Here is a 20,492-nt window from a genome sequence, read left to right as displayed (position 1 = left end):
TGTTTATATAGTTATAGTTGTTCCTTGATCTTGAGCAGTTCGGCCTTCACTTTTTGCAATTTTTGAATGACCTCAAAATTGGAAAGGGTTTTTTGTTTTTCCTCCTTCAGATGGGTTTTGGCACCCTCAAGGGTGAAGCCCCTTTCCTTGACCAAATGATAAATCAGTTGTAGATTCTTGATGTCTTGCGGAGTAAACTTACGGTTGCCCTTGGCATTCTTTTTGGGTTGGAGCACATCAAATTCCTTTTCCCAAAAGCGAATCAAGGAGGTATTTACCCCAAAAGCTTTGGCCACTTCGCCAATGCCATAATATCGTTTTTCCGGAAGATCTACGTGCATTAATCCAAGGATTGATTCTCTTGATTGGCGAACTTGAGCATGTTTTCAAACTCTTCCGCCGTCAAACTTCCGTAGTAGAAGTTGATCGGATTGATCCGTTCTTCGTCCTTAAAGACTTCGTAGTGTAAGTGCGGGGCTTCTGACCGACCCGTATTTCCCACAAAACCAATGAGGTCTCCACGCTTGACTTTTTGCCCTTTGGTAACATTGTATTTGCTCAAATGGGCGTAGAGCGACATATAACCATAACCGTGGTCTATTCGAATGTGTTTTCCATATCCGGAAGATCTATTGTCCGCACGTTTGATCACCCCATCTCCTGTAGCGTAAACGGGAACTCCTCTAGGTGCGGTAAAATCCATGCCCCAATGCATCTTTCTGGCTTTGGTAAAGGGATCGGAACGCCATCCAAATCCAGAGGCCATTCGAGTTAAATCCTCATTACGCACAGGTTGAATGGCAGGAATCGCGGCCAGCAACTTTTCTTTTTCCTCAGCCAATTTGGCAATTTCATCCAAGGATTTGGACTGAATCACCATCTGCTTCTGAATGATGTCCAATTGCTTGGTGGCATTAATTATGATTTCTGAATTGTTGAATCCTTCCAAGGATTTATATCGATTGATTCCCCCAAAACCTGCCCTGCGTTGTTCTTCAGGAATGGGGTTGGCTTCAAAATACAAGCGGTAAATATTGTTGTCCCTATCCTCAATGTTGGCCAAAACCTGCTCCATTTGCTCCATTTTTTTGGTTAAAATCTCAAATTGAAGCTCATAGTTGCGCACCTCCCTATCCAGGGAAAGTTCCTTGGGGGTATTTAACCAACTGGTGTTAAGGAGGACAATCAATCCAAGAATGCCAAATAATGCAGAACCCAACAGGAAAAAGAGAAAATTTCGGTACTTTTTAGACTTTTTGGGTTCAATCTTTCGGTATGAAAGTGTATCCGGATCGTAATAGTACTTAACTTTAGACATGTAGGGATTTTATCCTATTTTTGCGCATTCTTTTTAAGGAGAACAAACAAATATAAAAATTGTTTTGCTTAAAGTGTTAAATTTAATAAAACCCTAGCATTTCCGATGACATCCCAAGAAGTCAGAAACCACTTTTTAAACTTTTTCAAGGACAAAAAACACAAGATTGTCCCTTCGGCCCCCATGGTCATGAAGGATGATCCCACTTTGATGTTCACCAATGCGGGAATGAACCAGTTCAAAGAGTTTTTCTTGGGAAACTCCGTACCCAAATCCAAGAGGGTAACTGATACCCAAAAATGCCTTAGGGTGAGCGGTAAACACAATGATTTGGAAGAGGTGGGCAAAGATACCTACCACCACACCATGTTTGAGATGTTGGGGAACTGGAGTTTTGGGGATTACTTTAAAAAGGAGGCCATTCAGTGGGCTTGGGAATTGCTCACTTCGGTTTATAAAATTGACAAGGATAGCCTGTATGTCTCAGTTTTTGAGGGGAGTGATGATGCAGACAATTTGGAGTTGGACAAGGAAGCCTTTGAGCTATGGAAGGCCATTGTTCCTGAGGACCGAATTATTATGGGGAACAAAAAGGACAACTTTTGGGAAATGGGAGACCAAGGTCCCTGCGGTCCTTGTTCTGAAATCCATGTGGATATACGATCTAAGGAGGAGAAAGCGAAGGTTCCAGGCGCTTCCCTGGTCAACCAAGACCATCCGCAGGTGGTGGAAATATGGAACCTGGTGTTTATGCAATACAACCGTAAGGCCAATGGAGAATTGGAAAACCTCCCGGAAAAGCACGTGGACACGGGAATGGGCTTTGAGCGACTCTGTATGGTGTTGCAAGGGGTTCAATCCAACTACGATACGGATGTATTTACCCCTTTGATTCGGGAAATAGAGACCATAACGGGCAAGAAATACGGCAAAAAAGAGGAAACCGATATTGCCATCAGGGTGGTGGCAGACCACATAAGGGCGGTGGCCTTTTCCATTGCGGACGGACAGTTGCCTAGCAACAATGGGGCGGGGTACGTAATCCGAAGAATTTTAAGACGCGCCATTCGCTACGGGTTTACCTTTTTGGGAACCAACAAACCTTTTATCTATCGCTTGGTAAAGGTGTTGGGAGAGACCATGGGGAAAGCTTTTCCAGAACTTCGGGAGCAATATCAACTTATAGAAAATGTGGTCAAGGAAGAGGAAAGTTCCTTTCTGAGCACTTTGGAGCAAGGTTTGGTCTTGTTGGATTCGGTGATCAAATCCGCTAAGGACAAAACCATTGATGGGCAAAAAGCCTTTGAATTGTATGACACTTTTGGGTTTCCTATTGATTTGACTTCCTTGATTTTGGAAGAAAAGGGATATCAGTTGGATACCAAAGGTTTTGAAAAAGCCCTAAAAGCCCAAAAAGACCGATCTCGGGCTGCCTCTGAAGTATCCAAGGAAGATTGGACGGTACTCTTGGAGGACTCGGAGCAAGAATTTATTGGTTATGATCAGCTGGAAGCTGAGGTGAAGGTGGTCAAGTATCGCAAGGTAACCAGCAAAAAAGGTGGAGATCAATATCAATTGGTTTTCAATCTAACCCCATTTTATGCCGAGGGCGGAGGACAGGTTGGGGATAAGGGCTACTTGGAAGCATCCAATGGGGATGTGGTCTATATCATCGACACCAAAAGGGAAAACAACGAGATTGTCCATTTTACGGAAAATCTGCCTAAGAATATCTCTGGGACCTTTAAAGCAGCAGTCGATCAAAAACAACGTTGGCGCACGGCTAGCAACCATACGGCAACCCACTTATTGCACCAGGCTTTGAGAGAGGTGCTGGGAACCCACGTGGAGCAAAAAGGTTCTGCAGTGCATTCCAAATATTTACGTTTTGATTTCTCCCATTTTTCCAAGTTGAGCACCAAAGAACTTCGGGATGTGGAGAATTTCGTCAATGCACGAATAGAGGGGCAATTGCCTTTGGAAGAAAATAGGAACATTCCGTTGCAAGAGGCAATGGATCAAGGTGCCATGGCCCTGTTTGGGGAAAAGTATGGCGATACCGTACGGACGGTGCGTTTTGGCCAATCCATTGAACTTTGTGGAGGCACCCATGTAAAGAACACAGCCGATATCTGGCATTTTAAGATTGCTTCGGAAGGCGCGGTAGCAGCAGGAATCCGAAGGATTGAGGCCATTACCTCGGATGCGGTGAAGGAATTCTACTTTTCCAATAACCGTATGCTTTTTGAGATTAAGGACCTCTTGAACAAGACCCAAGATCCGGTAAAGGCGGTGGCTGCACTGCAGGAAGAAAACAATGCCCTAAAAAAGCAGGTGGAGCAATTGTTGAAGGACAAGGCCAAAGGCCTTAAAAATGAATTGATCTCGGAATTGCAGGAGGTAAACGGAATCCAATTTCTGGCCAAACAGGTGGAGTTGGATGCAGCTGGAATCAAGGATTTGGCCTTTGAAATGGGTGGGCAAATCAATGATCTCTTTCTTCTTCTGGGAGCTGAAAAAGATGGAAAAGCACTTTTATCCTGTTACATTTCCAAAGAATTGGCGTCCAACAGGGGATTAAATGCCGGAGCCATTGTTCGTGAGTTGGGAAAACACATCCAAGGTGGAGGGGGCGGACAGCCGTTCTTTGCCACAGCGGGAGGAAAAAACCCGTCCGGTATTCCCACAGCATTGGACAATGCCCTTGAAATTGTAAAAGCAACCACATAATAAGTGCCTTTTAAGCTAAAGCATATCAACTGGAAGTACATTTTTGGAGAAATCCTTTTGTTGTTTGTGGGTATTAACTTGGCCATTTGGTTCAACGATTGGAATACCTCCAAATCCATCCAAAAAGACAAGGAGGTGGCCTTGGTCAAGATCAAGGAGGAAATAGAAGCCAATAGGGATGAACTTATAGCCAATAGTGCACTGAATCAAAAAATCCCCGCTTTTTTTGCCGAAATGGACAGCTTGCAAGGGGAAAACGACCATCTCGTGACCACTCCCAATATCATGCGGGGGTTTGTGGGTAGATATCCCCATTTTTTTTCTGAAATTGATTCGGTGAGGATTGGGGACGATCTGTTCCAATATGAAGTGGGGGCCTTGGTGAATTTGGAGATTTCCGATTTGAGCAGCATTGCATGGGATATAGCCAAGAGTACCGGAATATTCCATGAGTTTGGCTATGATTGCCTTTATGGACTTCAAAGTTTGTACAACACCCAGAGTTTGGTTAAAATAGAGCTTAACAATGCTACGGCTGCCCTGCGCAACGGTTCTATGAATGAATTGGTGAGGATCCTAAATGTAATGGGACAGCTGGAGGAACAGTTGGAAGGTCAGTACACCAACATGATCCAGTCTATTGACAACTGCAAGTAAATTAAACATGATACTGCAGACGAAAATTCCTTTGGAAAAGGCAGGTAGTGGCATTGATTATCAAAGCAAAATTTTTTTGCTGGGATCCTGCTTTGTGGAAAACATGGGAACAAAACTGGACTATTTCCAGTTCCAAGCCAGACTAAATCCCTTTGGGATTCTGTTTCACCCGCTCGCTATTGAGAATTTGGTCAGCCGCGCTCTACAGAAAAAACCCTATCAACCAGAAGAAGTATTTGAACAGAATGGAAGATGGCTGTGTTTTGACGCGCATTCTGATTTAGCCACAAATTCTAGGGATTCACTCCTTGAAAATTTGAATTCGACTTTACAGGAGACTCAAAAATGGCTTTGTTCAGCTTCGCACATGATGATCACCTTGGGAACAGCTTGGGTATATCGAACCAATTCAACCCAAAAAATAGTGGCCAATTGCCATAAGGTGCCCCAAAAGGAGTTCAACAAGGAATTGTTGCCGATTGAAGCAATTGAATCCAGCTTGGAACGTACCTTGGAGTACATTTCTGAAGTAAACAAAAAGGCCACCGTTGTGTTCACGGTATCGCCTGTTAGGCATCTCAAAGATGGCTTTGTGGAGAATCAGCGGAGCAAGGCCTATCTTATCTCAGCAGTTCATGGGTTATTGAAAACTTCTAACTTCCCACTTAGCGCTTCGTACTTTCCAAGCTACGAAATCATGATGGATGAGCTACGGGATTATCGGTTTTATGGCAAAGACTTGATCCATCCCAATGAATTGGCGGTTGACTATATCTGGGAACGGTTCAAATCGGTTTGGATATCCGAAGAAATCTATCCAGTAATGGAGGAAGTAGAAGGAATTCAAAAAGGATTGGAACACCGTCCCTTTAACCCCGAATCAGAAGCACATCAAAAGTTCAGAACGTCGCTAGAGGCGAAAATCACGTATCTTAAGGAGCGGTATCCCTTTATGCATTTTGAACGATGAAAAAAATACTCATGGGGGCTTTGATTGCCCTTACTTCCATTTTGATCTACAAATCTTGTACGGATTATTCTCAGGATAAAGCGGTTTTATCCGAGAGCTCTTTGCTTATTCAACAAGAATTGAAAAATGTTTCCAAGTTGATTGTGACCGAGGGGCATTTTTCGGAAGTATATAATTATGCAGATTCCAAGGAGTTGTTTGGAAGTTTGGTCACCGCGGACAAAAAAGCGTTGGTCGTGGCCAATGCCCAAGCCATCATTTCCTATGACCTTGCCCAATTGGAAATTGAAGTGATCGAGGCGCAGAAAACCATTCGGATTTTGTCGATACCAGAACCAGAGATTACCATCCATCCAGATTTTGAGTATTATGATGTTACGGCAGATTATTTCAATCCTTTTAAGGCAGAGGACTATAATGCCATTAAGGAAAATGTAAACGAGTCCCTCCGAAAAAAAATTGAGGCTTCATCCCTAAAATCAAATGCTGAAAACAGATTATTGAGCGAGCTTTCGCGGATTTACGTGCTGTCAAATTCGATGGGTTGGAAACTCACTTATCAAGAAAAACCCATTGCTTCGACCAATGAATTACTTGACCTTGGTAAAACTTTGGTCGATTAGTTGTAATCCGTCGTCAATCAAATGCCCAACCTCTGGCCGTAATTTTTTTACTTCTTCCAAATGGGTTTTGATGGTAGTGGCCAACTCCTCTCGCTGCCCTTTTCTTGCCAGTTCGTAGAGCTCAACCGGTAGCAGCCAATCTTCCGGGAATTCCTCTTTGACTTCCTCAAAAAGCTTACCTCGGGAAATGAAGGTATTGATACCATCCCTGTAATCACGAACCCTCTTGTAATACGCTTCTAGCTTTAAACGCTGAGCATCCCTGGTCTTTTTAATGGTGGTTTCAGTAATCTTATGTGTGATGAGGTCAAAACTGAGCAAGTCGGCTGGGCCATTATAGGCAGATACCACATGTTGTCCTACAGCCATATGATATAGGCCCCATTCGGGCAAGAACAACACTTCATCCTGATAGCTTACTTTGCAATCCTTGAACGTGATCAGAATAATTTTTCCCTGTAGGTTTCGGGTTCCGGTCACAATGGTGCCTTCCACTTTTACGCCACCTTCAAACTCCAAGGCTACTTGTTCCTCTTCAAAGATTTTGTAGGCTTTAAGGTCGCGCGGGCTCATATCTTCTATGGCCAGATTAATTCCCTTCAGTTTTCCAATGGAAGAGCCAAATCCATCCGCATGATTTAAAGTACTGTGCCCTACAAGTTCCTTGTCCCTGTACGCCAAGGCCGTTGGGCCGTAGGTTTTGATGTAAATGGGCTTTCCGTTATGCTCCATGACCTCGCCAAAAGTCCCTGAAATTTGGAGTCCGGTACTCAATTCCAAAGTTCCCAAGGCCTTGGAGGAAATAAGTTTTTGAACTCCTTCCAGGCCACCCGTTCGCAGTGCCATGCTGTTGGCAAAATCCTCCAACACTTGACTCAAATGTGCAAAATGCGGGGTAACGAACAGCTGAGGTTGGGGTTTGGTGATATCAAAAGCAGTTTGCGCAGCTTCCAGGGTGTAGGGTAGTTTTTGTACATCACTTTGCATGCACCATTTGCTCTCACCGATGGATGAAAGTAGCCCAGCTCCGTAGATTTTTGGATTTTCATCAGTTCCGATGAGGCCATATTCCACAGTCCACCAATGCAAGTTTCGGATGAGGGCCATTTCACTGGGTTCCCCCATATTTTCCTGCAAGTGCTCAATGTGCTTTTCCGCTTTTTCTATTTCTGATTGCGGGGTGCCGGCCGCTTCCTTTATAATGGACAGGTGCCGTACTGCTTCGTACAGCTCATAATCCTTGGCACTGGAAATGGCCTTGCAACCAATCTCTCCAAACCTTCTCAAATATTCGGCATATTCCGGATTGGCAATTATAGGGGCATGCCCGGCACCTTCATGAATAATATCGGGAGCAGGGGTATATTCAATGTTTTCCAATTGTCGAATATCCGAAGCGATGACCAAAACATTATAGGCTTGGAACTCCATGAAAGCGGCTGGAGGGATAAATCCATCCACTGCTACGGCAGCCCATCCGATTTCCTTCAGAATACGGTTCATTCCGTACATATTGGGAATATTGTCGATGGAAATCCCGGTCTTTTCCAATCCCTCCACGTACGACTTGTGGGCTACTTTGCTCAAATAATCGACATTTTTCCGCATCACATAGCGCCAAACGGCCTGGTCTATGGGAGTGTACTCCTCGTAGTTCTGCGGTTTGATGAACTGCTTTAAGTGTTCTGGAAGCTTGTCCAAAATAGGATTGCTTTCGTAGGCTCCTTGTTCCATTGAATGCTATAAATAAGGTATATATACTACATAAAGTTACAATTTATAGTCATAGCACTGGTAATTGAATAAATATCAGGAATAAAGTCTATTTTGTTTATAAAATTTAGTAATAATGTCTAATTTTATCATAAAATGAACACCTAGAAAGGAAAATATGCAGGAACGCTTAGACTCCATTGATCGTGAGATTCTAAAAATATTGGAAAAGGACGCCAAAACCATCGCAAAAGCCATTGCGGAGCAGCTGGGATTGACCAAGACACCTGTCTATGAGCGGATCCGAAGGTTAGAGCAGGAGGGCTACATCAAAAATTATGCTGCCATTTTGGACAAGGAGAAGATTGAACACAGTATCACCGTATTTAGTTTTGTGTCCCTAGAGGCGCAAAAAGGCCATTTAATGGATGAATTTTTAAACCAGGTGAAACAGTTTGCAGAAGTAACCGAATGTTTTGTGGTGGGTGGGGAATTTGACTTTTTGCTCAAGGTCATTGTCAAAGACCTAGACGCCTATTACGATTTTGCCAAGACCAAGATTGCATCTTTGCCCAATATTGGGGCGGTAAAAAGTGCCTTTGTATTAAAGGAAGTGAAAAACGAAACGAGTTTTCCGTTATTGTAAAAAAGAGAACGAAGAATCCAATTCACTTATCAACCGCAATAAACTCCAAACCAGTTACTACAGATTCTTCGTTCTACTTATTTTTTTAGTTGGATGCCACCGCTGGCATCGGAGGATATTCTTTTAAAATATGTGAAACAAACTCACGGATGCGCTCCTCTTTCTTTTCAATGTTCTTGGTATTGTTAAGCGTGCCAACACCACGTCCCTGCCAAACCAGTTCTTTTTTGTTGGCATCAATAACATCAATATATAGGGATCCTTCGGTACGGGTGCTTACATTGTTGCCGAAGCCTCCTCCCCAGCCCCAGCCCCAACCAGGACCCCAGACCCAAGGATTGTAGAAGCCGCCCCATGCGCCTCCCCATCCAAAGTTGTTGTTGTACACATCAACGCGTTCACGTTCCTTGGTGAAAATGCTGATCAGTACGTCGGGTTTTTGGGATTTGGCAAAGCCACGGGAAGTCATTTCCGTCTCTATAGCCTTTAGAATTCGTTTTTTGTCCAAATCTGATATTTGGGCTTTATCAATGCCGGTTTTGTAGAAGGCATAGGTTTGATATTCGCCAAAATTCGTTTGGGTATCATAATCGGAGACCACGCGTACAGAAGAGCAGGAAACCATAAATGTCGCCGCTAAGACGACCAAGGTGAGAAGTTTTACATTTTTCATATCAATTTTACTTTTGAGTTCAACAGAAAAGACTATAAATAAGTCACAAATATTATGCCGAACATACTGTTAATGCTGGCTATTTGTCTTTTTATCATAGCCATAGGGGCAGTGTCGGCATCCACTTTCACAGCAATAACCCCTTTTAAGGTGGTATTGTTCCGTAAAGACCTTGTATCCTTCCTCGGATAAGTAATAATCGCCCTCTTCAAGAGGAATAAGCTCCTTCATGTATAATGAATCCTGTCCAATTACCTATAAAATTAAGCTATTCCGATGAAAGGCTTTATATAGGGTAAATTGGGTTATTCACCGAAATTGTTAATCTTATTATCGATGCAATCCATTCTAGAGTAGCTTCAAAAGTTATATTTGTAGGAAACCTATGATAATTCGGTTTGATTTTAGTCTTTAAACATTTCTTTTATCGCAACTATGTTGGCTTGTCTTTGTGGCCCTTTATTATTTTAAAGGAAGGTGCCCTTAGGAAGGACGATGTACTGATCAACCACGAGCGTATACATCTGAAACAGCAGCGGGAGCTTCTCATCATACCTTTTTATATCCTATATATTTCCGAGTGGTTATTGCGTACCGTATTATATCTGGATAGTTATAGGGCCTACCAAAATATCAGTTTTGAACGTGAGGCCTACGCCAATGAGAATGATATGGAGTATATTTTCCAGAGAAAACCTTATGGTTTTGTAAACTATTTGATGCGATAATACCAAGACTTGTTAATTCCCAATCAGAAAATTGATTTCCCTTTTTTTAAGGAAAGTGGCATCGACCTTTATATTAAAAGGGAGGATTTGATTCATCCCCACATTTCAGGTAACAAATTTCGAAAACTCAAATACAATCTTGTTGAAGCAAAGCGGCAAGGGCATAGCACGCTGCTCACCTTTGGTGGGGCATTTTCCAATCATATAGCGGCTACAGCTTGTGCTGGAAAGGAGGCTGGACTAAAAACCATCGGTGTCATTCGCGGGGAGGAGCTAGAGGAGGGGTGGCAAGATAATCCAACTTTGAAACTGGCTTCTGAACATGGGATGCGGTTTCATTTTGTTTCGCGAAGCGACTATCGGACTAAAGGAACAGATTTGTTTCTTTATAAATTGAAGATGACTTTTGATGATTTCTATCTTTTGCCCGAAGGCGGCACCAACGATTTGGCCATTAAAGGCTGCCAAGAAATTTTGATGGAGGCGGATAACAAGTACGATTTTATTTGCTGCGCTGTAGGAACAGGAGGAACCATAGCCGGCTTGATCAATTCTGCCCAACCACACCAAAAAGTTCTGGGCTTTCCTGCTCTTAAGGGTGACTTTTTAACGAGTGAGATTCAGAAGTTAACAGATAGTGAAGATTGGGATTTGATGCAGGATTACCACTTTGGTGGATACGCCAAGATTACGGCCGAACTGGCGGACTTTATCAACCATTTTAAACAGAAAACAGGGATTCCCTTAGATCCTATTTATACTGGAAAGATGGTTTTTGGTATTTTTGATCTGATTAAAAAGGGCTTTTTCAATCCTGGCACCCAGATATTGGCCATCCATACTGGAGGATTACAAGGGATAAAAGGCATGAACCAAATACTGAAGCAAAAGAATTTACCGTTATTGGATTTATGATCAGGAGAATTGGATATGTTGTGGTGCTCGCGGTGTTACTAACGGGTTGTAAGTCCAAAAAGCGCACGGTAACCCGTCAACCAAAACCTGTTGTGGAAACCAGTATAAATACTCCAAGAAACCCTAACCGGGATTTGCCCAAGGACGGGCCCAAAGAATCAGAACTGTATCCATTACCCGCAAATCCAGGCCGATTTGTAAAGTTTCCCATAGTCGATACCCAGGAGTACATCGAGACATTTGCGGAAATGGCCCAGTACGAAATGCGCGCCTTTGGCATTCCGGCAAGTATTACCCTGGCGCAAGGTATTTTGGAAAGTGGATCGGGCAAGGGTGAGTTGACTCGAAAGACCAACAATCATTTCGGAATCAAATGCCATACGGGATGGGATGGAGAGTTTGATTTTCACGACGATGATGCCAAAGGGGAGTGCTTTCGGAAGTACAACCACCCTATGTATTCGTTTAGGGATCACAGTATTTTTCTTTCGTCACGTTCGCGCTATGCATTTCTGTTTAATTACCGACGGGATGACTATAAAAAATGGGCTTACGGATTGCGGCAGGCAGGTTATGCCACAGACCGTAAATACCCTCAAAAGTTAATTGCCCTGATAGAGCGATACGATTTGGACCAATATGATGATGAAGTAGTCCGTGGTGGACTGGACACCGTACGGGCTCCCAAAAAATATGATGTGTTCACCCATGTGGTGGAAAAAGGAGATACCCTTTATGGCATCTCTAGAAAATATACCATTTCGGTGGATGAGCTGAAACGGTTGAACAACCTGGGCAGCAATACCATTTCTATTGGTCAGGTGCTTAATATCAGAAAAGAAAGAACAAAGTAAAATGTCACATCGAGCGCAGTCGAGATGTGATTATATAGATGTCATTCTCGACTGCGCTCGAACTGACATCAAAGACTAGAACACTACATGCTATACCAACGAAGCAGCGCCTTGTTTGCAGAGGCCAAAAAATACATTCCAGGTGGGGTAAATTCCCCGGTGCGAGCCTTTAAAGCCGTAGGCGGAGACCCCATTTTTGTGAAAGAGGCCAAAGGTGCCTATTTATATGATGAGGATGGCAACCAATTGATTGATTACATCGCTTCCTGGGGCCCATTGATTTTGGGTCATGCCCATGAACCTGTGATCAATGCGGTAATCGAAAAAGCCAAAAAAGGAACCTCCTTCGGGATGCCCACAGAAATTGAGACCGAACTGGCCCAACTGGCTGTTTCCATGGTGCCGAACATTGATAAGATTCGGTTTGTGAACAGTGGTACCGAGGCCTGTATGAGTGCGGTACGATTGGCTCGTGGGTACACGGGAAAAGATAAGATCATCAAATTTGCAGGCTGTTACCACGGTCATTCCGATTCTTTTTTAATCCAAGCCGGGAGCGGAGCGGTGACATTTGGTAGCCCAAATAGTCCGGGCGTTACCCAGGGAACCGCAAAGGACACCTTGCTGGCCAATTACAACGATTTGGAAGGCGTAAAGGCCCTTGCAGAAGCCAATAAAGGTGAGATTGCAGCCATTATTCTGGAGCCTGTGGCAGGTAATATGGGCTGTATTATTCCTACGGATGAATTTATCCATGGTCTTCGAGAACTCTGTACCCAAGAAGGCATTTTGTTGCTTTTTGATGAGGTGATGACCGGCTTCCGATTGGGTAAAGGTGGGGCGCAGGAAGCTTTGGGCATTGATGCTGATATTGTAATGTTCGGAAAAGTAATTGGGGGCGGATTGCCGGTGGGCGCTTTTGCCGCCAAGGCCGAAATCATGTCGCATTTAGCTCCCGAAGGGCCGGTGTATCAAGCTGGAACCTTAAGCGGGAATCCCTTGGCCATGAGCGCCGGATTGGCCATGCTTAGCGAACTCAACAACAAACCTGAAGTGTTCACCAGTCTGGCAGAAAAAACGGAGTATCTGCACAAAGGCATTGCTGAGGTTTTGACTGAAAAAGGAGTAACGCACCAAATCAACCGTTTTGGTAGTATGATTTCGGTGCATTTCTGCGAAGATCCCGTAGTGGATTTTGCTTCTTCGGCCAAAGGGAATAACGATACCTTTAAAAAATATTTCCACGGCATGTTGGGGCAAGGGGTGTATTTACCGCCTTCGGCATTTGAGAGTTACTTCTTAAACGATGCCCTGAGTTATTCAGATTTGGATAAGACCATTGAAGCGGTGAAAACTATTTTTTAGTTTTCACCCTTGCCGATTCCTTTCGGAATCACCTTTCCCTAAACAGGGAAAGGAGCAATTAAGGTCTTAACACGAGACCTCCTTCCCTTTAAGGGAAGGTGTCCGAAGGACGGAAGGGTCGAATTTAGCAGTTAGCACCAACTACCCAAAATGTTCCCGAATCTCCCGTAACACCGAAGCCAAATTCTCAAACACCATCCTATTTTCAAACCGAAGCACGGTGAGACCAAGACCTTCCAGATGTTGGGTGCGTAAATAATCCTTTTCTTGGGCCACCGCATTAAAATGTACCTGTCCGTCCAGTTCAATGATCAGTTTTTCAGAAGCGCAATAGAAATCCACAATAAAATTATCAATGCTGTGCTGTCTTCTGAACTTTCTTCCGTCCAGTTGTTTGCGTTGCAGTTTGGTCCACAGAAAAGCCTCAGCTGGGGTCAGGTTTTTGCGTAGGTCTTTCCTGTACGGTTTTAGCATACGTTTGTTATGTCGCCTCATTGGGTATTGTAAGATTGGGTAGGGGTAAGGTAGGTAAAAATAATAATTAGCTAAAACCCCTCCGTCCTTCGGACACCTCCCCTCGTACGAAGGGAGGAGTTTTTTACTTGTAAGACATATTTAAATACTAAACCTCCTCCATGATCATCTCCTTGCTTACGACCATGCCGGTAAAAGTACCTTGATAGACCGCATTGGCAACCGTTCGCATCCGGGTGGCGTTGTCCCCGCAGGCATACATGCCATCCACAGTTGTTTTTTGCATCCCATCCAAAGCAATATAACCTTGTTCGTCCAGTTTGGCGCCTAGGGAAATGGGAATGTCACAATGCTGTTCAAAAGGGATGTGGGCATAGAGCGCGGTAATAGTTGCTGTACTGCCATCTAAGAATTGAAGCTGTTTCAAATAGCCTTCCTCATGCTCCATTTTTTGGATTTTCTTGTCCACAACCTCAATATTGAGGTCTTTGAGTTGTTGTATTTGTTCTGGGGACAAATCGGACTTTCCATTGGTATAAAGGGTAAGATCTTGCGTCCAATTGGTCAGAAATTTGGCAAACTCAAAAGCCTCCTCTCCATTGGCAAATACCCCAGTTTTAGTACCGCGAACTTCGTAACCATGGCAATAGGGGCAGTGCAAAATGGAAATGCCCCAACAATCTGAAAATCCTTCGATGGGAGGCATAATGTCTTTGATGCCCGTGGCAAAGACCACTTTTTTGGCAGTGAACCGTTCCTCGGTGGAAACGGTAATTTCAAACCCATCGGCGATTTTTTTACCTTCGGTTGCCAGTCCATCAAAAAAATGAACGGTGGGGTATTGGGCCACCTGCGATTTTCCCAGTTGGGCTATTTCATGAGGCGGCACCCCATCCTGGGTCAAAAAATTGTGCGAATGTGGCGTCTGCCGGTTACAGGGTTTGCCACTGTCTATGATCAATACTTTTTTTAGGGCCCTGCCCAGGGCCATGGCGGCAGACAGGCCAGCGTAGCTTCCGCCAACGATAATAACATCAAAATGGTTTTTTTTCATAGGATAACGAGTACTAAGGTTTAAAGGATGAAGCAGCAGGCCCGATGCCGTGATCGTGCCACTTTTGCTTATAAATGTTCTTCGGCTCATGGGTTTCATGCCTGCGTTTTGGACGTGGAGGATGAAGAGACCTTTTTCACCACAAAATCAACAAAAGGCACCCCAATAAACACGATGAGGGGCACCAAGGATACCGTCATCAGTAAAGTACGCAGGTATATGGGCATGGTCATCAAGGGTTCTTTGAACAGATAAAGGAACAGGGTAAGGGCAGGATAGATTACCACCCAAATTTTGAGAGAGGCGATCAGTTTGGCTCTTGTTTTCATAAGGATTTTTAAATGTACGGGTACAAAAGTAGTGACCACCTGGGCTGTGCAGGTAGGACAAGAGCGGGCTTGAATAGGACTTATGTAAAGTTTTGCCGATAAGCCTCTGGCGATTGCCCAACGTGTTTTTTAAAAAATCTGATAAAATAGGAAACATCATGGTAGCCCAGTTGATGGGCAATTTCCTTCACTTGGTTGCTGGTGGCCAGTAATCGCCGTTTGGATTCCAAGATTATTTGGTCGTTGATCACCTCACGGCAGGTCTTGCCCAATCCAGATTTGGTAATGGCATTGAGTTGGTAGGCACTCAGGTGCAGTAGCTCGGCATAGTCCGAAACTTTTTTATGGGCGGCCAGATGGGTTTCCAACAGTTCCAAAAAAGCCTCCAGTCGCTCTCGTGGGTAAAGGTCAGGGCCTTTAAGTTTGGGAACCTTGGCCTGCTGCTGGCGCAAAAGTTGGATAAGGAAAATATCCAGTTGCGCCTTGATCATTTTTTCGTGACCGGGGCGTTCTGCGGAAAATTCGTCCAGGATGGCATGCAGGGGTTTGGTCACATTTGCATACGAAGCAGGATCGAAGGAATACAGCGTGGTGTTGCTGCAAGAGCGGAGCAGCAATCTGGAATCCATGCTGCAATTGTCAAAAAAGTCTGAGGTGAACTGTATAACAAAACCGGTTGATCCTTGGTCCAGGGTCAGGTCGTGTACCTGTCCGGGCCGCATAAAGAACACGCAATGGTTACCCACGGGATAGGGGGTAAAATCTATATGATGTTGCCCGGCGGCCTGTTCCAAGGCCAGAATAAAGTAAAAATCGTGCCGATGCAGTTCTTGTACCAAGGGGATTTTTTCCAGGAGTTGGGCAATATCCCTAATGATAAAGTTCCCCAAAAGGTGGGGTTCTTTTTGAAAATGATCCAGCCGTGCGATTGGGATTTTTTCCATGGTTGCTAGTCCAATTTGGTGGGCTCCAACAGCTCCCTTACGTCCACATCCAGGAGTTGGGCAATGTCCCTGAGTACGGGAATACTGGGCTGGGCCTTGTTGTTGCAGTAGTTGGTGACCACCACATAGCTTTTGTTGATCTTTTCTGCCAACCAGGTCTGGGTGCGGCCCTGTTCCTTAAGTACAATTTTGATGCGGTTCATTATCTTGGTTTGGGACATGTATTACGAAGTAATACGTATTTGTAAAAATTTTCAATAAACATCTCTTGGGGTATAGCAAAATACGATACAAAAAAATGTTGTAAAATATTATTAAATGATATTATTTAATATTGTTAAACCAAATAACCTACTTCCTATGCGCCATAAAACCTTGATCATACACCTTATCCGCCAAGATCTTAAGCACAGCCAGCTCACGGATACCCTTAAAGGCATGGGCCTGGAAGATGGCGGGCTATATGCTCTAGATCTTATGGCCTTGGTAGCCCAGCTTATGAAGGTGCCGGCTTCCCAACTAGAGCAGTTTACCACCACCTATGGCCAATTTTTGGATCGGGCACCGCAATTGCCCATTTCGTTTAGTGGCCAAGAGTTGACCCCAGTAGCAGAGGCCTGCTATAAACAGTTAAAGGGGTGTTTGGGGTAGGGTCAAAAGCCTATGGCTAAACCAAATCCGTTACTGTTGGCCAGTACCTTGATCTCTGGATTAAATTTATATTGGGCGGTGGAATTTATGGTCAAGTTGTAATCATCTATTCCTTTATTCACATTATTGAATGCACGGAACGCCAAATGAAAGCAAACCAAAGCAGTTCCACCACCAATATAGGCTAATTCCCAAATGGGTTCCCGACCTGCGGCATTCTGACCCAAAGGAATACCAATTAAGGCTCCACTCGTAAAAGCCAGAATATTGGCCAATGTATTTTGTGATTTTGCCCGTTTAATCAATTCATTTGCCTTATCCACGGATTCCGTGGCATCAACTAATTCGTTCCATGTTAATCGTTCATCATTTTGATAAAAACGGTAGCCCAGAGCACGGACTTTCATTTCTACTTTTTGGGGAGATGAGGTTGTTGTGTTTTGTGCGTAAATGAACGTTATGTTTAAAAGAAGGCACAGAAAGGATATAGCATGATTTTTCATGGGGTAAAATGTATTTAGTGGATTGTTTTATTTTCAAGTAGCTACTAAATACCCTGTCAATAGCTACCTGGAAATTTTCAGACGTTAAATTAAAATTTACTTTGCAGTAACCGTTGGACAAGTTCCATAAAAAAACTAGGGCTTTCCTACAATTTTGGGCCTTTTTGGTGGGTTTGGGGTTGTTTTGGGTGCGGAGCGGGGAAGGATGGGGTCCTTTGCTGTTCCTTCGCTTCACTCAGGAGGACGCTCAGGACGATAGTTCGTTAAAGTGTGTTAAAATATTACCGAACGTTTGGTAAAATTAAAAATCGTTGTACATTTGCCCCATGAGAATGGCAAAAGTATCAGATCAGGAAATTTTAAACGGACTTATGTCCGTGTTTCGTTCCAAGGGCTATGACGGGGCCAGCCTAAATGAGTTGGCCGAGGCCACGGGGCTTAAAAAAGCCAGTCTCTACCACCGCTTTCCCGGCGGGAAAAAGGAAATGACGGATGCCGTGCTGGACTTTATGGAAGCCTGGATCAACGAGAAGGTTTATATGGTACTTTCCAACTCGGAGGTGCCACCACAGCAACGGCTAAAAGATGCCATCCACAATATTGGTGAGGTGTACGGCCATGGCACCAAGGTATGCCTGTACCGCTCCTTGAGTATGGACACTGGCATGTCGCTCTTTGGTAATAAAATAGAAAAGGGGATTGGGCAGTGGTTGGATTCGTTTAGCATTTTGGGTGAAGCTTTTGGAAAAGATGAATCGACGTCCAAGCAACTGGCTCAACAGAATTTTGTGGAGATCCAAGGGAGTTTGGTGCTTAGCAAGGCTACAGGTAGCACGGAGCCCTTTGCCCAGGCCATACAAGATATTGAACAGAGATATACAGCATAAAAAAATTTAACCCATATAATTACCGAACGTTCGGTAATTGAAATAGACAATAGCGGTAATGCATTTTGAAAAGCAAGTTAAGATCAACCGTCAGTTCGAGTGGTTTTGAGGTACGAAAAACCGCCCGCCTGCCGGACGGGCAGGTATCGAGAACTGCTTTAAAGTTGAAATTCCTTTTCGATACATCCCGAAACCAGTTCGGGACACTCAAACTGACAAATTTCACCAAAATGCATTACGAGTAACAATTAATATTAAAATCATGAAAACAAGTAAATCAATTGTAGTAGTATTTGTAATGGCACTTTTTGTGACCTCGAACCTTAACGGACAACGAAACAAGTCCGGTGCAGACACCTATCCAACCACTTTCCATACAGCCAAAGTGGCCGGTTTGGATATTTTTTACCGCGAAGCGGGCCCCAAAGATGCCCCAACCCTTGTATTGTTGCACGGGTATCCCACTTCTTCCCACATGTTCCGAAACTTGATGGAAGATCTCTCCCAAGATTACCACTTGATCGCTCCTGACTACCCTGGTTATGGAAGAAGCTCCCAACCGCCCATGTCTGAGTTTGAGTACAGCTTTGACAATTTTGCGGAGATCGTGGATGCGTTGTTAGTGCAGCTCAAGATTAATAAGTATAGCTTGTATTTGATGGATTATGGCGCTCCCGTAGGTTATCGCATTTTTGAGAAACATCCGGAAAGGGTAGAGGCTTTTATCGTGCAAAATGGAAATGCATATGACGAAGGTCTGGCCGATTTCTGGATTCCATTAAAAAAATACTGGAACGATTACACGGTGGAAAATGGTAAAGCTTTGGAAGGATTTCACCAATTGGGAGGCCTAAAATGGCAATATCTGCATGGAGTGCAGGACAGTACCAAGGTAAGTCCTGATAATTGGCACCACGACTTGCAACATTTGACCCGTCCGGAGAACAACGAAATCCAATTGGCGTTGTTCTATGACTACCGTACAAATGTGGACCGCTACCCGGGATGGCAAAAACTCTTTAGGGAGTACCAAGTGCCTACCTTGATCGTGTGGGGAAAGAACGACTATATTTTCCCTCCCTCAGGCGCGCATCCGTACAAGCGAGATCTTAAGAATGTGGAGTTCCATTTGTTGAACACCGGACACTTTGCCTTGGAGGAAAAAGGGGATGAGATTGCCCGGTACATCAGTAATTTTCTAGCTAAAAACAAGATAAAATAGTTAAATAACCCATAATTAGGTGCACTGCCCGCGGCTCATTTTTTTTGTGAGGTTGCGGGTAGTGTTTTTGGTTTTCATCCGACTTAGTATGGCATAAACGACACATTATGGAACAAGAAGTTAAACAGCCGGTTCCTCCATTTACCCTGGAGACGGCCAAACAGAAAATACAATTGGCGGAAGATGCCTGGAACAGTCAAGATCCCGTAAAAATTTCCAAAGCTTATACGGTGGATAGCGAGTGGCGAAATCGGTCGCAGTTTATCAATGGGCGAGAAGAAATCCAAGCGTTTTTGACGGACAAATGGGAAAATGAACGGCATTACAAACTCAAAAAGGAGTATTGGGCGCATGGGGATGATCGTATTGCTGTCCGCTTTGAGTACGAATATCAAAATAAGGATGGACAATGGTTCCGAGCCCATGGCAATGAGAATTGGGAGTTTGATGCAAACGGCTTGATGAAGAAAAGATACGCGAGCATTAATGATGAGGCTATTGTGGAAGGGGATAGGAGGTTGTGATTTCGCCCCTCCGTGTTGATACGAAGTATCAACACACCTCCCCAAATCGAGTTGTAAGTTAATTGAAGGGTAAGATTGCCCCTCTGTCCTTCGGACATCTCCCCATGACTGGGGAGAAACTTTAGTTAAAAAGTTAAGTTACTCCCGCAAGAGGGGAGGTGGCTCAATTTGCAATTGAGCCGGAGGGGCGGGGTGCCACAGAAAAAACGGGGCTTTTAAGCCCCGTTTCCCACAAAAATCTAACTAAAACCAACCTAACTACATAGGTTTGATCCAAAGCAGGTGTTGCCACTTGCTTTTTTCTTTAAGGATGAGCAGGATGTTGATGGCAAACAGACCTCCGGTCTGGAGCAGTTCGCCCAGCTCCTCCGCTTCTAGGAACAGATGAAACAAAAAGATGTGCAAGGTTATGGGCAGCAAGAAAATGGCGCCCACAAAGCTAGTGCCTTGCAGCAGTACCAACAGACCAAATAACAATTCACAAATACCCAATACCTGCCAAAAGTATCCGGTCTGTTTGGCTCCACTGATGTACAATATTTTTTGAAGGGTACTTTCCTTTTCTGGAGCTTTGAACTTCTCGGCCTTCTCCACTACTTCAACCGGGGATGGAATGGGCTTTTGGAACTTCTGGATGCCCCCATAGACCATCATTCCTCCCAAAATCAGCCGAAGGATTATAAAAACAATATTTTTAGTGCTCATGATGTCC

The 20,492-nt window shown here is 44.1% G+C and carries 25 protein-coding genes; 13 read left to right on the top strand and 12 right to left on the bottom strand.

Annotated elements, in window-relative coordinates; genetic code table 11:
* Positions 1-11 precede the first annotated feature (11 nt).
* Together ACO6S0_RS14365 and ACO6S0_RS14360 are read right to left on the bottom strand one after the other, a co-directional pair.
* Positions 12-341: a MerR family transcriptional regulator gene (locus ACO6S0_RS14365; RefSeq protein ID WP_422349016.1), complete on the bottom strand. Its 330-nt coding sequence runs from the start codon at positions 339-341 to the stop codon at positions 12-14.
* Positions 341-1,318: a M23 family metallopeptidase gene (locus ACO6S0_RS14360; RefSeq protein ID WP_422349015.1), complete on the bottom strand. Its 978-nt coding sequence runs from the start codon at positions 1,316-1,318 to the stop codon at positions 341-343. The genes ACO6S0_RS14365 and ACO6S0_RS14360 overlap by 1 nt, the downstream gene beginning before the upstream one ends.
* 105 nt (positions 1,319-1,423) lie before the next feature.
* Here ACO6S0_RS14360 and alaS point away from each other — a divergent pair, with 105 nt between their 5' ends.
* From alaS to ACO6S0_RS14340, 4 genes are read left to right on the top strand one after another with little or no spacing between them, the layout of a single operon-like run.
* Positions 1,424-4,048, top strand: a complete 2,625-nt coding sequence (gene alaS / locus ACO6S0_RS14355) for an alanine--tRNA ligase (RefSeq protein WP_422349014.1) — start codon at positions 1,424-1,426, stop codon at positions 4,046-4,048.
* Between the two features lie 3 nt (positions 4,049-4,051).
* Positions 4,052-4,705, top strand: a complete 654-nt coding sequence (locus ACO6S0_RS14350) for a hypothetical protein (RefSeq protein WP_422349013.1) — start codon at positions 4,052-4,054, stop codon at positions 4,703-4,705.
* 7 nt (positions 4,706-4,712) lie between these two features.
* Positions 4,713-5,675: a GSCFA domain-containing protein gene (locus ACO6S0_RS14345; protein ID WP_422349012.1), complete on the top strand. Its 963-nt coding sequence runs from the start codon at positions 4,713-4,715 to the stop codon at positions 5,673-5,675.
* Positions 5,672-6,298, top strand: coding sequence for a DUF4230 domain-containing protein (locus ACO6S0_RS14340; RefSeq protein WP_422349011.1), 627 nt, complete (start codon positions 5,672-5,674; stop codon positions 6,296-6,298). The genes ACO6S0_RS14345 and ACO6S0_RS14340 overlap by 4 nt, the downstream gene beginning before the upstream one ends.
* Here ACO6S0_RS14340 and ACO6S0_RS14335 read toward each other — a convergent pair.
* The gene (locus ACO6S0_RS14335; protein WP_422349010.1) at positions 6,266-8,032 is read right to left on the bottom strand and encodes an aromatic amino acid hydroxylase; all 1,767 of its coding nucleotides are present in this window, start codon (positions 8,030-8,032) and stop codon (positions 6,266-6,268) included. The two genes, ACO6S0_RS14340 and ACO6S0_RS14335, sit on opposite strands and share 33 nt — an antisense overlap.
* Before the next feature lie 157 nt (positions 8,033-8,189).
* Here ACO6S0_RS14335 and ACO6S0_RS14330 point away from each other — a divergent pair, with 157 nt between their 5' ends.
* Positions 8,190-8,657 carry an Lrp/AsnC family transcriptional regulator gene (locus ACO6S0_RS14330; RefSeq protein ID WP_422349009.1) on the top strand — a complete coding sequence of 156 codons (468 nt, stop codon included), beginning with the start codon at positions 8,190-8,192 and terminating at the stop codon, positions 8,655-8,657.
* A gap of 85 nt (positions 8,658-8,742) precedes the next feature.
* Here ACO6S0_RS14330 and ACO6S0_RS14325 read toward each other — a convergent pair whose 3' ends face one another.
* Positions 8,743-9,330: a DUF4136 domain-containing protein gene (locus ACO6S0_RS14325; protein ID WP_422349008.1), complete on the bottom strand. Its 588-nt coding sequence runs from the start codon at positions 9,328-9,330 to the stop codon at positions 8,743-8,745.
* Between the two features lie 69 nt (positions 9,331-9,399).
* Complete coding sequence (locus tag ACO6S0_RS14320) at positions 9,400-9,561, bottom strand: DUF5522 domain-containing protein (protein WP_422349007.1); 162 nt, start codon at positions 9,559-9,561, stop codon at positions 9,400-9,402.
* 167 nt (positions 9,562-9,728) lie between these two features.
* On the opposite strand from ACO6S0_RS14320, the gene ACO6S0_RS14315 reads away from it, so the two are divergent.
* The 4 genes from ACO6S0_RS14315 (at position 9,729) to hemL (ending at position 13,192) form a co-directional block, all read left to right on the top strand.
* Positions 9,729-10,058 carry a hypothetical protein gene (locus tag ACO6S0_RS14315; RefSeq protein ID WP_422349006.1) on the top strand — a complete coding sequence of 110 codons (330 nt, stop codon included), beginning with the start codon at positions 9,729-9,731 and terminating at the stop codon, positions 10,056-10,058.
* Between the two features lie 9 nt (positions 10,059-10,067).
* The gene (locus tag ACO6S0_RS14310) at positions 10,068-10,973 is read left to right on the top strand and encodes a 1-aminocyclopropane-1-carboxylate deaminase/D-cysteine desulfhydrase (RefSeq protein ID WP_422349005.1); all 906 of its coding nucleotides are present in this window, start codon (positions 10,068-10,070) and stop codon (positions 10,971-10,973) included.
* On the top strand, positions 10,970-11,827 hold the full coding sequence (locus ACO6S0_RS14305; protein ID WP_422349004.1) for a glucosaminidase domain-containing protein: 858 nt from the start codon (positions 10,970-10,972) through the stop codon (positions 11,825-11,827). Before ACO6S0_RS14310 ends, ACO6S0_RS14305 begins: the two co-directional genes overlap by 4 nt.
* 87 nt (positions 11,828-11,914) lie before the next feature.
* Positions 11,915-13,192 (top strand): glutamate-1-semialdehyde 2,1-aminomutase, encoded by a 1,278-nt coding sequence (hemL, locus tag ACO6S0_RS14300; protein WP_422349003.1) that lies wholly within the window; start codon positions 11,915-11,917, stop codon positions 13,190-13,192.
* Between the two features lie 141 nt (positions 13,193-13,333).
* Here the strand turns inward: hemL and ACO6S0_RS14295 are convergent, their stop codons facing one another.
* The 5 genes from ACO6S0_RS14295 to ACO6S0_RS14275 form a co-directional block, all read right to left on the bottom strand.
* Positions 13,334-13,687, bottom strand: a complete 354-nt coding sequence (locus tag ACO6S0_RS14295) for an endonuclease domain-containing protein (protein ID WP_422349002.1) — start codon at positions 13,685-13,687, stop codon at positions 13,334-13,336.
* Positions 13,688-13,814: 127 nt separating this feature from the next.
* The gene (locus ACO6S0_RS14290; protein ID WP_422349001.1) at positions 13,815-14,819 is read right to left on the bottom strand and encodes an NAD(P)/FAD-dependent oxidoreductase; all 1,005 of its coding nucleotides are present in this window, start codon (positions 14,817-14,819) and stop codon (positions 13,815-13,817) included.
* Positions 14,816-15,049, bottom strand: a complete 234-nt coding sequence (locus tag ACO6S0_RS14285) for a hypothetical protein (RefSeq protein WP_422349000.1) — start codon at positions 15,047-15,049, stop codon at positions 14,816-14,818. Before ACO6S0_RS14285 ends, ACO6S0_RS14290 begins: the two co-directional genes overlap by 4 nt.
* 80 nt (positions 15,050-15,129) lie before the next feature.
* The gene (locus ACO6S0_RS14280) at positions 15,130-15,993 is read right to left on the bottom strand and encodes a helix-turn-helix domain-containing protein (RefSeq protein ID WP_422348999.1); all 864 of its coding nucleotides are present in this window, start codon (positions 15,991-15,993) and stop codon (positions 15,130-15,132) included.
* Between the two features lie 5 nt (positions 15,994-15,998).
* Positions 15,999-16,196 (bottom strand): helix-turn-helix transcriptional regulator, encoded by a 198-nt coding sequence (locus tag ACO6S0_RS14275; RefSeq protein ID WP_422348998.1) that lies wholly within the window; start codon positions 16,194-16,196, stop codon positions 15,999-16,001.
* Between the two features lie 115 nt (positions 16,197-16,311).
* Between ACO6S0_RS14275 and ACO6S0_RS14270 the strand changes: the two genes are divergently transcribed.
* Positions 16,312-16,644, top strand: a complete 333-nt coding sequence (locus ACO6S0_RS14270; RefSeq protein ID WP_422348997.1) for a hypothetical protein — start codon at positions 16,312-16,314, stop codon at positions 16,642-16,644.
* A 2-nt stretch (positions 16,645-16,646) separates the two neighbouring features.
* On the opposite strand, the gene ACO6S0_RS14265 is transcribed toward ACO6S0_RS14270, so the two are convergent.
* A complete protein-coding gene (locus ACO6S0_RS14265; RefSeq protein WP_422348996.1) occupies positions 16,647-17,051 on the bottom strand; it encodes a hypothetical protein in 405 nt (134 codons plus the stop codon).
* A gap of 428 nt (positions 17,052-17,479) precedes the next feature.
* On the opposite strand from ACO6S0_RS14265, the gene ACO6S0_RS14260 reads away from it, so the two are divergent.
* From ACO6S0_RS14260 to ACO6S0_RS14250, 3 genes are all read left to right on the top strand, one after another.
* Positions 17,480-18,034, top strand: coding sequence for a TetR/AcrR family transcriptional regulator (locus ACO6S0_RS14260; RefSeq protein ID WP_422348995.1), 555 nt, complete (start codon positions 17,480-17,482; stop codon positions 18,032-18,034).
* Positions 18,035-18,296: 262 nt separating this feature from the next.
* Positions 18,297-19,256, top strand: coding sequence for an alpha/beta fold hydrolase (locus ACO6S0_RS14255; RefSeq protein ID WP_422348994.1), 960 nt, complete (start codon positions 18,297-18,299; stop codon positions 19,254-19,256).
* Positions 19,257-19,363: 107 nt separating this feature from the next.
* A complete protein-coding gene (locus ACO6S0_RS14250; protein ID WP_422348993.1) occupies positions 19,364-19,780 on the top strand; it encodes a DUF1348 family protein in 417 nt (138 codons plus the stop codon).
* Positions 19,781-20,038: 258 nt separating this feature from the next.
* On the opposite strand, the gene ACO6S0_RS14245 is transcribed toward ACO6S0_RS14250, so the two are convergent.
* Positions 20,039-20,485, bottom strand: coding sequence for a DoxX family membrane protein (locus ACO6S0_RS14245; RefSeq protein WP_422348992.1), 447 nt, complete (start codon positions 20,483-20,485; stop codon positions 20,039-20,041).
* Positions 20,486-20,492 lie beyond the last annotated feature (7 nt).

Origin of the sequence: Flagellimonas sp. (genome assembly GCF_965233845.1) — a bacterium.
Classification (GTDB): domain Bacteria; phylum Bacteroidota; class Bacteroidia; order Flavobacteriales; family Flavobacteriaceae; genus Flagellimonas.
The sequence above is the reverse complement of the archived record's forward strand: the minus strand, read 5'-3'. Positions and strand labels throughout refer to the sequence as shown.

Bases quoted from the DNA above. Each gene is read 5' to 3' on its own strand.
- ACO6S0_RS14305 (WP_422349004.1), top strand. From the start codon at position 10,970: ATGATCAGGAGAATTGGATATGTTGTGGTGCTCGCGGTGTTACTAACG.
- ACO6S0_RS14290 (WP_422349001.1), bottom strand. From the start codon at position 14,819: ATGAAACCCATGAGCCGAAGAACATTTATAAGCAAAAGTGGCACGATC.
- ACO6S0_RS14345 (WP_422349012.1), top strand. From the start codon at position 4,713: ATGATACTGCAGACGAAAATTCCTTTGGAAAAGGCAGGTAGTGGCATT.
- alaS (WP_422349014.1), top strand. From the start codon at position 1,424: ATGACATCCCAAGAAGTCAGAAACCACTTTTTAAACTTTTTCAAGGAC.
- ACO6S0_RS14330 (WP_422349009.1), top strand. From the start codon at position 8,190: ATGCAGGAACGCTTAGACTCCATTGATCGTGAGATTCTAAAAATATTG.
- ACO6S0_RS14280 (WP_422348999.1), bottom strand. From the start codon at position 15,993: ATGGAAAAAATCCCAATCGCACGGCTGGATCATTTTCAAAAAGAACCC.
- ACO6S0_RS14365 (WP_422349016.1), bottom strand. From the start codon at position 341: ATGCACGTAGATCTTCCGGAAAAACGATATTATGGCATTGGCGAAGTG.
- ACO6S0_RS14335 (WP_422349010.1), bottom strand. From the start codon at position 8,032: ATGGAACAAGGAGCCTACGAAAGCAATCCTATTTTGGACAAGCTTCCA.
- ACO6S0_RS14320 (WP_422349007.1), bottom strand. From the start codon at position 9,561: ATGAAGGAGCTTATTCCTCTTGAAGAGGGCGATTATTACTTATCCGAG.
- ACO6S0_RS14285 (WP_422349000.1), bottom strand. From the start codon at position 15,049: ATGAAAACAAGAGCCAAACTGATCGCCTCTCTCAAAATTTGGGTGGTA.
- ACO6S0_RS14255 (WP_422348994.1), top strand. From the start codon at position 18,297: ATGAAAACAAGTAAATCAATTGTAGTAGTATTTGTAATGGCACTTTTT.
- ACO6S0_RS14340 (WP_422349011.1), top strand. From the start codon at position 5,672: ATGAAAAAAATACTCATGGGGGCTTTGATTGCCCTTACTTCCATTTTG.
- ACO6S0_RS14275 (WP_422348998.1), bottom strand. From the start codon at position 16,196: ATGAACCGCATCAAAATTGTACTTAAGGAACAGGGCCGCACCCAGACC.
- ACO6S0_RS14265 (WP_422348996.1), bottom strand. From the start codon at position 17,051: ATGAAAGTCCGTGCTCTGGGCTACCGTTTTTATCAAAATGATGAACGA.
- hemL (WP_422349003.1), top strand. From the start codon at position 11,915: ATGCTATACCAACGAAGCAGCGCCTTGTTTGCAGAGGCCAAAAAATAC.
- ACO6S0_RS14360 (WP_422349015.1), bottom strand. From the start codon at position 1,318: ATGTCTAAAGTTAAGTACTATTACGATCCGGATACACTTTCATACCGA.
- ACO6S0_RS14270 (WP_422348997.1), top strand. From the start codon at position 16,312: ATGATATTATTTAATATTGTTAAACCAAATAACCTACTTCCTATGCGC.
- ACO6S0_RS14250 (WP_422348993.1), top strand. From the start codon at position 19,364: ATGGAACAAGAAGTTAAACAGCCGGTTCCTCCATTTACCCTGGAGACG.
- ACO6S0_RS14325 (WP_422349008.1), bottom strand. From the start codon at position 9,330: ATGAAAAATGTAAAACTTCTCACCTTGGTCGTCTTAGCGGCGACATTT.
- ACO6S0_RS14245 (WP_422348992.1), bottom strand. From the start codon at position 20,485: ATGAGCACTAAAAATATTGTTTTTATAATCCTTCGGCTGATTTTGGGA.
- ACO6S0_RS14295 (WP_422349002.1), bottom strand. From the start codon at position 13,687: ATGAGGCGACATAACAAACGTATGCTAAAACCGTACAGGAAAGACCTA.
- ACO6S0_RS14260 (WP_422348995.1), top strand. From the start codon at position 17,480: ATGGCAAAAGTATCAGATCAGGAAATTTTAAACGGACTTATGTCCGTG.